Source organism: Aliikangiella coralliicola (assembly GCF_007004725.1).
GTDB classification, from domain to species: Bacteria; Pseudomonadota; Gammaproteobacteria; order Enterobacterales; family Kangiellaceae; genus Aliikangiella; species Aliikangiella coralliicola.
In genome coordinates, this window is sequence record NZ_ML660170.1 from 328,276 (window position 1) to 337,161 (window position 8,886).

Genomic DNA, 8,886 nt, shown 5'->3' on the forward strand with positions numbered 1-8,886 from the left:
TAGATGGCTAAAATTGTGTAAAATAACGGTGGATTATTAAAAATTGAGGTTTCTATGGTTAAAAAGTGGAACGGGGAATTCATTAATCCCTATGTTGAACACGGTGCGAAAAAAGAGAATGTCAAAAAGATTACCGTCTCAATTCCATTCTCGGTGCTAAAAATCTTGACGGATGAAAGAACTCGCCGTCAGGTGTCAAACCTACGCCACGCAACGAATAGCGAGCTTTTGTGTGAGGCGTTTTTACATGCTTACACTGGGCAGCCGCTACCAAGTGACGAAGACTTAAGTAAGGAAAAAACTGACTATATCCTTGAGTATGTTGAGTCCAATGAAAGCGCAGAATAGCGCAAGGAAGGTCTAACCAGTATATAAGCAAAAGTTCTTGATAAGTGCACTAAGAATAAATGGATTTTTTGCTTTAAGCTAGAACTCTGTGTCGTTACTTAAGGCACCTCAGGTTATATTCTGGTTACTTCTTAGATATGAAAGTCACCGGAATAATAAAAACCTGAACTGGAGCATACAGCTTATATTTTACAATCAAATATTGGTAAACCACGTTGAATATGCTTATATTCAACGTGGTAATTTCTTCTATGAGATGCCAGTCATCAGTTTGTATCTAATACAATCAGACTATTTCAAGGTCTCAAGAATTTCTTCATCAGAACCTTCCGCAATTCCATCGAACAAGAAAGTACTTAAGTAACGCTCTCCTGTATCAGGTAGCATCGCCAAAATGGTTGAGCCTTCAGGCGCTGTCTCAGCAACTTTAAGTGCAGTCGCAAATGTTGCACCAGATGAAATACCACAGAAAATACCCTCTTTTTGCGCCAGCTCAAGGGCGGTATCCCGTGCGACTTCATCATTAACTGGAATAACCTGATCGATGACTTCACGATTTAGTACTTCCGCGACAAAATCAGGTGTCCAACCCTGGATTTTATGCGGAGCCCAATCTTTTCCACTTAGTAACGCAGCACCTTCAGGCTCTGTTCCAATCACTTGCACTTCAGGGCGCGCAACTTTCAACACCTCTCCAACGCCTGTAATTGTACCGCCAGTACCATAACCACTGACGAAGTAGTCTAGCCGTTCACCAGCGAAATCACGCAAAATTTCAGGAGCAGTTGTATTGCGGTGGTATTCTGGGTTAGCTTCATTCTCAAACTGTTGCGCCAGGAACCATCCATTTTTTTCCGCAAGTTCCGCTGCAATTCGCACCATTCCGGTACCACGTTCAGCTGCTGGAGTTAGAACAACTTTGGCCCCAAGGGCACGCATAACTTTACGGCGCTCAACAGAGAAGGTCTCAGTCATTACTGCAACAAAAGGATAGCCCTTCGCGGCGCATACCATCGCTAACGCGATACCGGTATTACCTGAAGTCGCCTCTACGACAGTTTGACCTGGTTTTAAACGCCCTTTTTGTTCCGCATCGTTAATAATTGCAAACGCTAATCGATCCTTAACCGACGCCAATGGGTTAAAAAATTCAGGTTTAACATACATATTGACATGCTTCGGGGCCAAACGATTAATCTTGATAATTGGCGTATTACCGATAGTGTCAAGAATTGACTCGTATTTCATAGTAGTATTTCCCGTATTAAAGATTGGATATTAAGTTTATTGATTAACGATCTTACTGAGTTCTGGCTTCGCTTCGATCAGCTGACCGTGTTTAAACCAGTGTAAATCTTTCGCTAGCTTGGCGACTTCGCCAACAATGATTAGGGCTGGTGCTTGAATAGAGTATCTATCAACCATTAATGATAGTTCATGAAGCTCGCCAACGACGACTTTTTGGTCTGATGTTGTCCCTTTTGCGACTATCGCGACAGGTGTGCTGGGCTTACCGCCGTGCTTAATTAACGAGTCAGATATTTTTTTACTTCGCATCAATCCCATATAAAAAACAAGGGTTTGATTTTCTTTCGCCAAACTTTGCCAGTCAACTTTGCTGTCAGTTCCCTTTTCGTGCGCTGTAACGAATCGTACAGATTGAGAATGATCTCTATGAGTTAAAGGAATACCTGCGTAGCTAGCACAACCAGCTGCCGCAGTAACACCCGGTACAACTTCGTAATCGACCCCATGTTCAGCTAAAACTTGAATTTCTTCACCACCTCGCCCAAAGATAAATGGATCGCCTCCTTTCAATCTGACGACAGATAGTCCTTTCTGAGCATATTCAACTAGTAGTTCGTTAGTACGGTCCTGAGTGACAAAGTGTTGACTCGATCTTTTGCCAACATAAACAAGAGTAGCGTCTTTACGGACACTGGCTAAAATCTCTTCACTTACCAACGCATCATGTAACACAACATCAGCTTTCTGGATGAGTTTTAGTGCTTTTACGGTTAATAAATCAACGGCACCAGGCCCTGCCCCTACAATGTAAACTTTGCCTGTAGGTCGATGGTTATTTTGATAATCTTCAAATAAAGAATGAGTATCTTTCTCAAGCTGGTTTTCATCTTTTAATGCTGACTCGATATACCATTCCGAAAAACTGCGTTTATCGGTCATTTGTTTAAACTTTTTTTTAATTTCCGGCCTTAAACCCTTAAGTTTTAACAATAACTTACCAAGCGATCTAGGAAGTAACCACTCTATCTTTTCACGAATTTTTCTTGCCAAAACCGGCGAAACGCCTGAACTGGAAACAGCAATTAGTAGTGGCGATCGATCAATCACTGCGGGCATGATAAATGTGCTCAATTCCAGGTCATCGACAACATTAACCCACACATTACGTTGTTGTGCTGCGATACTCACCTGGCGATTAGCCATTCGATCATCGGTTGCAGCTATTACCAGGTAAATATTATCGAGTATATCGGGGGTAAAACTTCCACGAATAAGCTCAACACCATTGTTTTCAGCTATTTCAGCCACTTCTTCGCAAAAATCGTGACTTACCATAGTCACCAGGCTGTCTGACTTTAGCAAATGTTTTAATTTACGTGCAGCCACATCTCCGCCGCCTACGATGAGGCAACGCCGACCTTTCATTTGTACTGTAATTGGTAAGTAATCCACAACATTTTCCGATAGTTCTTTGCGATAACCATAAGACCACTATTTCTCAAATTCAAGAAATAGACATTCGCTCTTTATACATAACCAGTGGAAATACCGCACAACGACGGGCGTTTGATGGTAATAATTGCTGTTAATATCTATTATTAATAATAAGTTGATATTCTTTACAAAGGGTGTTAAATTTGCGCCTTCTTTACGTCTAGACGTCTAAATAGCGATTTAGTTGTATAAAAGCAGTAACCAAACCATAGATGAAGTGAATACGATGAAGCTACACCAATTGAAGTACCTGGTAGCGATAGTTGAAAACAATTTTAATATTACAACTGCCGCTGAAAAGATTTATACATCCCAGCCTGGGATCAGCAAGCAATTACGCTTGCTTGAAGACGAACTAGACCTGAAAATTTTTGAGCGTAGCGGCAAACAATTAATCGGGCTAACCGCCCTTGGCGAAGATGTTGTTAAACACGCACGTCGAGCACTTCAAGAAGTCGAAAATATTAAACGAATTGCGCAAGATAAAAACAAAGTTGAGTCAGGTAGCTTTAGCCTGGCAACAACTCAAACTCAAGCCAAATATGTATTACCAGAAGTTTTTAAACGCTTTCACGCTCGTTTTCCCAATTTACAAATCGATCTGCAGCACGGCTCAGCAGAACAGATGAGTGATCTTCTGGATAAAAAACAAATTGATTTTGCAATTGCTTCTGATAATACCAACTTGTCTCCCGATGTAATTAAGATCCCTTGTTATCATTGGGATCGGGTTATTGTTTTTCCACAAGACCACCCTTTGGGAGACTTAACAAAACCAACGATTGAAGACATTGCCAAGTATCCAATCATCACCTATAAAAAACCAGCTGTTGGCGAGTCAAGCTTAGTCAAAGCAATGAAAGCAAAAGGATTACAACCTAACATTGTCTTCACTGCGAGAGATGCCGATGTTATAAAAACTTATGTGCGCAATGGACTCGGCATTGGAATTATTGCGAGCATGGCCTTTAACCCAAGAACAGATCAAGACTTGATCGGTTTTTCGGCAAAAAATATTTTACCCCGCTGCACGACCTGGATTGCGTTTAATAAAAACTTATTGCTACGCCGCTACATGTATAGTTTTATCGAGTTGTTTGCACCTCATATCACACGCGAGTGGCTCAACGGATATGTCAATAAAGAAATCCCGGTTGACGGCGGCATTATCAGTCAGGGAGAAGAACAATCGCTTCCGATGCATCGAATAGGAAATGCGTAGTCAGTCAATCATCAGTATTGCACTTGATACACTAACAAAGAAAAGCGAATTAACTGTATTTATGAACTGGTCTAGTAATAGCTGGTGGTTAGCAAAATACCTGCTTCCATCGTCAGTTATTACTAACCAGTCAATAAAAAATTGATCAAAGGGCTGATAATAAATCTAGTTTAAATAAGTCCTGGTTTAACAAATACTGACGTGATCTATGAGCGACAAAACTGAATTACTCAATCAACTACTTCAAGAACGAATTCTGCTGTTAGACGGTGCAATGGGCACAATGATCCAGTCTTATCAGTTTGAAGAAAATGATTACCGCGGCGATCGTTTCAAAAACTGGCATTGTGATTTAAAAGGCAATAATGATCTGCTCAGTATTACTCAACCTGAAGCCATAAAATCGATCCATCGTGAGTACCTGGAAGCTGGCTCAGATATTATCGAAACCAATACATTTAACGCAACAAGTATTGCAATGGCAGATTATGAAATGGAAGCGATTAGTGCTGAAATTAATTTCGAATCTGCACGATTAGCGAAGCAAGTTGCGCAAGAAATTTCTACTCCAGACAAACCGCGCTTCGTTGCTGGTGTATTAGGACCTACCAATAAAACCAGCAGTCTCTCACCAGACGTTAATGACCCTGGCTATCGAGCAATTACTTTTGAAGAGCTAAAGACCGCTTACTATGAATCGACAAAAGCACTTGTTGAAGGTGGCTCAGATATTATTTTAATCGAAACGATTTTCGATACGCTCAATGCTAAAGCCGCAATTTACGCCGTAGAAGAATATTTTGAAAATGAAAATATCCGTCGTCCAGTAATGATTTCCGGCACTATTACTGATGCCTCGGGAAGAACACTGACCGGCCAGACTACCGAAGCTTTTTACAACTCTCTGCAACACGCGAAACCGATTAGTTTTGGTTTAAATTGTGCCCTGGGAGCAAAAGAACTTCGTCAATATATTTCAGAGCTTTCGCGTGTGGCCAACTGCTATGTATCAGCCCATCCAAACGCCGGATTACCCAATGAATTTGGCGGTTACGATGAAACTCCTGAAGATATGGTTAACGAACTTTCAGAATGGGCTGAACTTGGATTACTCAATATTGTCGGTGGTTGTTGTGGGACAACGCCAGCCCACATCAAAGCGCTCAATCAGCTCGCTGAAAATCACTCGCCAAGAAAAATCACAGAGCTTCGAGCAGCTTGCCATTTGTCAGGATTAGAACCGCTGACAATTGATAAAGAAAGTCTGTTTATTAATGTTGGAGAGCGAACCAATGTAACTGGGTCTGCAAGGTTTCTCAGGCTGATTAAAGAAAATGACTTCGAAACTGCACTTGACGTTGCCAGAGATCAAGTTGAAAACGGCGCTCAAATAATTGATATCAATATGGATGAAGGAATGCTTGATTCTGTTGAAAGTATGAAACGCTTTCTCAATCTCATAGCTGCCGAGCCAGATATCTCTCGCGTGCCGATTATGCTCGACTCTTCCAAATGGGAAGTAATTGAAGCCGGATTACAGTGTATTCAGGGAAAAGGAATTATCAACTCTATTTCACTTAAAGAAGGCGAAAAAGAATTTATTTCACATGCAAAAAAAGCACTCCGTTATGGTGCAGCAGTGATCGTAATGGCTTTTGACGAGCAAGGTCAAGCGGACACATATCAGAGAAAAATAGAAATCTGCGAAAGAGCCTACAATATTTTAACTAAAGATGTTGGTTTTTCTGCGGAAGATATTATTTTCGATCCAAATATTTTCGCGATAGCCACAGGAATTGAAGAGCATAATAATTACGCAGTGGACTTTATTGAAGCAACCCGCTGGATTAAACAAAACCTAAAAGGTGCGATGGTCTCTGGGGGCGTATCAAATGTTTCGTTTTCATTCAGGGGAAACAATCCGGTCAGAGAAGCCATCCATGCCGTCTTTTTATATCATGCAATTAGCGCTGGTATGGACATGGGAATTGTTAACGCGGGTCAGTTGGAGGTCTATTCTGAAATCGATCCTGAGCTGAAAAAAGCTGTCGAAGCAGTTGTGCTAAACGCTGATCCTGAAGCCACTGAAAAGTTAGTAGAAATCGCTGAGAGTTTTCGAGCAACATCCGATTCTGAAAAAGAAGATAATCGTCTTGCCTGGAGAGAACAACCTGTAAATCAAAGAATTGAACATTCTCTGGTGAAAGGAATAACCGAGTTTATCGATGAAGATATCGAAGAGGCACGTCAATCATATGATCGGCCGCTGCATGTCATCGAAGGCCCATTAATGGATGGAATGAATATTGTTGGCGATCTTTTCGGCTCTGGAAAAATGTTTTTACCACAAGTGGTTAAGTCGGCAAGAGTGATGAAAAAAGCCGTAGCCTATCTTGAACCGTTTATGGAAGAAGAAAAGAAAACGCTCAACCTTGAAACCAAATCAAATGGAAAAATCCTGCTCGCAACAGTTAAAGGAGACGTGCACGATATTGGAAAAAATATTGTTGGTGTAGTGCTTCAATGTAACGGATATGAAGTGATCGATTTAGGCGTTATGGTTAGCTGTGAAAAAATCATTGAAGTCGCTAAAAAAGAAAATTGTGATCTTATTGGTTTGTCCGGGTTGATCACCCCTTCTCTTGATGAAATGGTTTATGTTGCTAAAGAAATGCAACGTCACGGGTTAAACATTCCACTGCTTATCGGCGGTGCGACAACCTCTAAAATTCACACTGCAGTGAAAATTGAACCTAACTATGAACATTCTGTCATTTACATTACCGACGCGTCACGAGTTGTTACCGCTGCGAGTCAATTGTTAAGCGACGATCACAAACCTGAATATGTCGAGAAAGTAAAAACTGAATATCAAACTCTAAGAGTAGAGAGAGAGGGAAAACAAACCAAAGTAAAGTCGACAGATCTCGACGAATCTCGCAAGTATAAAATTGATATTAATTGGCAAGAATACAAACCAATTGTACCCTGTTTTCTCGGGACAAAGGTATTTGATGAGTATCCGCTCGACGATTTGAGAAATAGAATTGACTGGACGCCTTTTTTCCGCAGCTGGGAACTAGCGGGTAAATTCCCGCGAATATTAACAGACGAAGTGGTTGGAGAGTCGGCAACAAAATTGTACGACGACGCCCAGAAAATGCTCGATAAGATTATCACTGAAAAATGGTTAACCGCCCGAGCGGTAATTGGCTTCTATCCCGCGAATAGTGTCGATCATGACGACGTCGAGATTTACGAAGATCAATCTAAAAATAACGTCTCTCATAAACTCCATTTTTTACGACAGCAAAAGCAGACACGAAAAGGCAAAGCAAATCATGCTTTGGCAGATTTTATTGCGCCAAAAGATAGTGGCGTAACCGATTATATTGGCGCGTTTGCTGTGACCGCTGGTATTGGCATTGACCAGCACGTGAAACGATTTGAAGAGGCACATGACGATTATTCGAGCATTCTTCTCAAAGCGCTCGCCGATAGATTAGCAGAAGCATTCGCAGAAAGGATGCATGAAAGAGTCAGAAAAGAGTTCTGGGGTTACGCTACTGATGAAAATCTATCGAATGAAGAACTTATATCAGAACGATATCAAGGTATTCGCCCCGCTCCAGGATATCCTGCTTGCCCAGATCATACTGAAAAAGCGACCCTCTGGGAAATGTTAAAACCAGACGAAAATATTGAATTAAACATCACTGAGAGTTTCGCAATGTTTCCTACTGCAGCGGTTTCAGGATGGTATTTTTCGCATCCCCAATCACAATATTTTGGTGTTGGAAAAATCTCCAAACAACAAGTTGAAGATTATGCCAAGAGAAAAAATTGGAGTCTAGAACAAGCTGAAAGATGGCTTGCTCCTAATTTAAATTATGGTTAATTAATATCGCGAATGAGTTATTGACAACTCTTCCCTTATTAACGATAATGATTCTCATTAGCAAATAATAAGAGTCATTATTGTGGACATATGGAAGAAACTTATAAGAGACGGCAACAAACTTTATAATGCCGGGCAGTATAGTTTATCCCAACAAAAGTATTTGAAAGCTCTGGAGCGTTCAAAATATCTATACTATCGTTGGCCGGTACCAAAAGAAGCTATCGCGTGTGTTACAACTTCATACCAATATTACAGCGAAAGTTACACTGCCCAAGGCGAGGTAGAAATGGCCTGCAATATTCTACTGCAGGCTCACAAAGTTATTATATCGCTTACCCATCTCAGCGGAAGTAATTCTGAATACCACCCGCATCTGCGCTCGGCCAAAGATCAAATTACAAATGCGTTAGCAACACTACTCTCAGAATATCCTGACTTAAAAATTTGCGAAGGATGCTACAGAGAGATTTTCGGTCACTCCAAACCACAGAAAATGGTTACGCGCCCCTATGCTCTAAATTAACTCTATTAACAGACAGTCGCTTATTTTCTCAATATTGTTGGTCTCTGCGTTTAGTGCACTCTTTAGCAGACAGTCACCGCATTGGTGTCAGGCTTTAACTCCTCAACCGCAAAACTCGTGACTGTCTATTCATTCCTGAAACGTATTCGC

The 8,886-nt window shown here is 41.1% G+C and carries 7 protein-coding genes; 5 read left to right on the forward strand and 2 right to left on the reverse strand.

Annotation, left to right across the window (positions count from 1 at the left end; genetic code table 11):
* The first annotated feature begins 54 nt into the window (after positions 1-54).
* Positions 55-348 (forward strand): met regulon transcriptional regulator MetJ, encoded by a 294-nt coding sequence (metJ, locus tag FLL46_RS23515; protein WP_142934313.1) that lies wholly within the window; start codon positions 55-57, stop codon positions 346-348.
* A gap of 291 nt (positions 349-639) precedes the next feature.
* Here metJ and cysK read toward each other — a convergent pair whose 3' ends face one another.
* Both cysK and cysG read right to left on the reverse strand, forming a co-directional pair.
* Complete coding sequence (gene cysK / locus FLL46_RS23520; RefSeq protein ID WP_142934315.1) at positions 640-1,596, reverse strand: cysteine synthase A; 957 nt, start codon at positions 1,594-1,596, stop codon at positions 640-642.
* 36 nt (positions 1,597-1,632) lie between these two features.
* Positions 1,633-3,048 carry a siroheme synthase CysG gene (cysG, locus tag FLL46_RS23525; protein WP_142934317.1) on the reverse strand — a complete coding sequence of 472 codons (1,416 nt, stop codon included), beginning with the start codon at positions 3,046-3,048 and terminating at the stop codon, positions 1,633-1,635.
* A gap of 268 nt (positions 3,049-3,316) precedes the next feature.
* Between cysG and FLL46_RS23530 the strand changes: the two genes are divergently transcribed.
* The 4 genes from FLL46_RS23530 to FLL46_RS23540 all read left to right on the forward strand — a co-directional run bounded on the left by FLL46_RS23530 (position 3,317) and on the right by FLL46_RS23540 (position 8,736).
* Positions 3,317-4,312, forward strand: a complete 996-nt coding sequence (locus FLL46_RS23530; protein WP_142934318.1) for a LysR substrate-binding domain-containing protein — start codon at positions 3,317-3,319, stop codon at positions 4,310-4,312.
* Entirely contained in the window at positions 4,305-4,457 is a 153-nt protein-coding gene (locus FLL46_RS27225; protein ID WP_168204301.1) for a hypothetical protein, read from the forward strand. The genes FLL46_RS23530 and FLL46_RS27225 overlap by 8 nt, the downstream gene beginning before the upstream one ends.
* Before the next feature lie 63 nt (positions 4,458-4,520).
* Positions 4,521-8,210, forward strand: coding sequence for a methionine synthase (gene metH / locus FLL46_RS23535; RefSeq protein ID WP_142934320.1), 3,690 nt, complete (start codon positions 4,521-4,523; stop codon positions 8,208-8,210).
* A gap of 82 nt (positions 8,211-8,292) precedes the next feature.
* Positions 8,293-8,736: a hypothetical protein gene (locus tag FLL46_RS23540; RefSeq protein WP_142934322.1), complete on the forward strand. Its 444-nt coding sequence runs from the start codon at positions 8,293-8,295 to the stop codon at positions 8,734-8,736.
* Positions 8,737-8,886 lie beyond the last annotated feature (150 nt).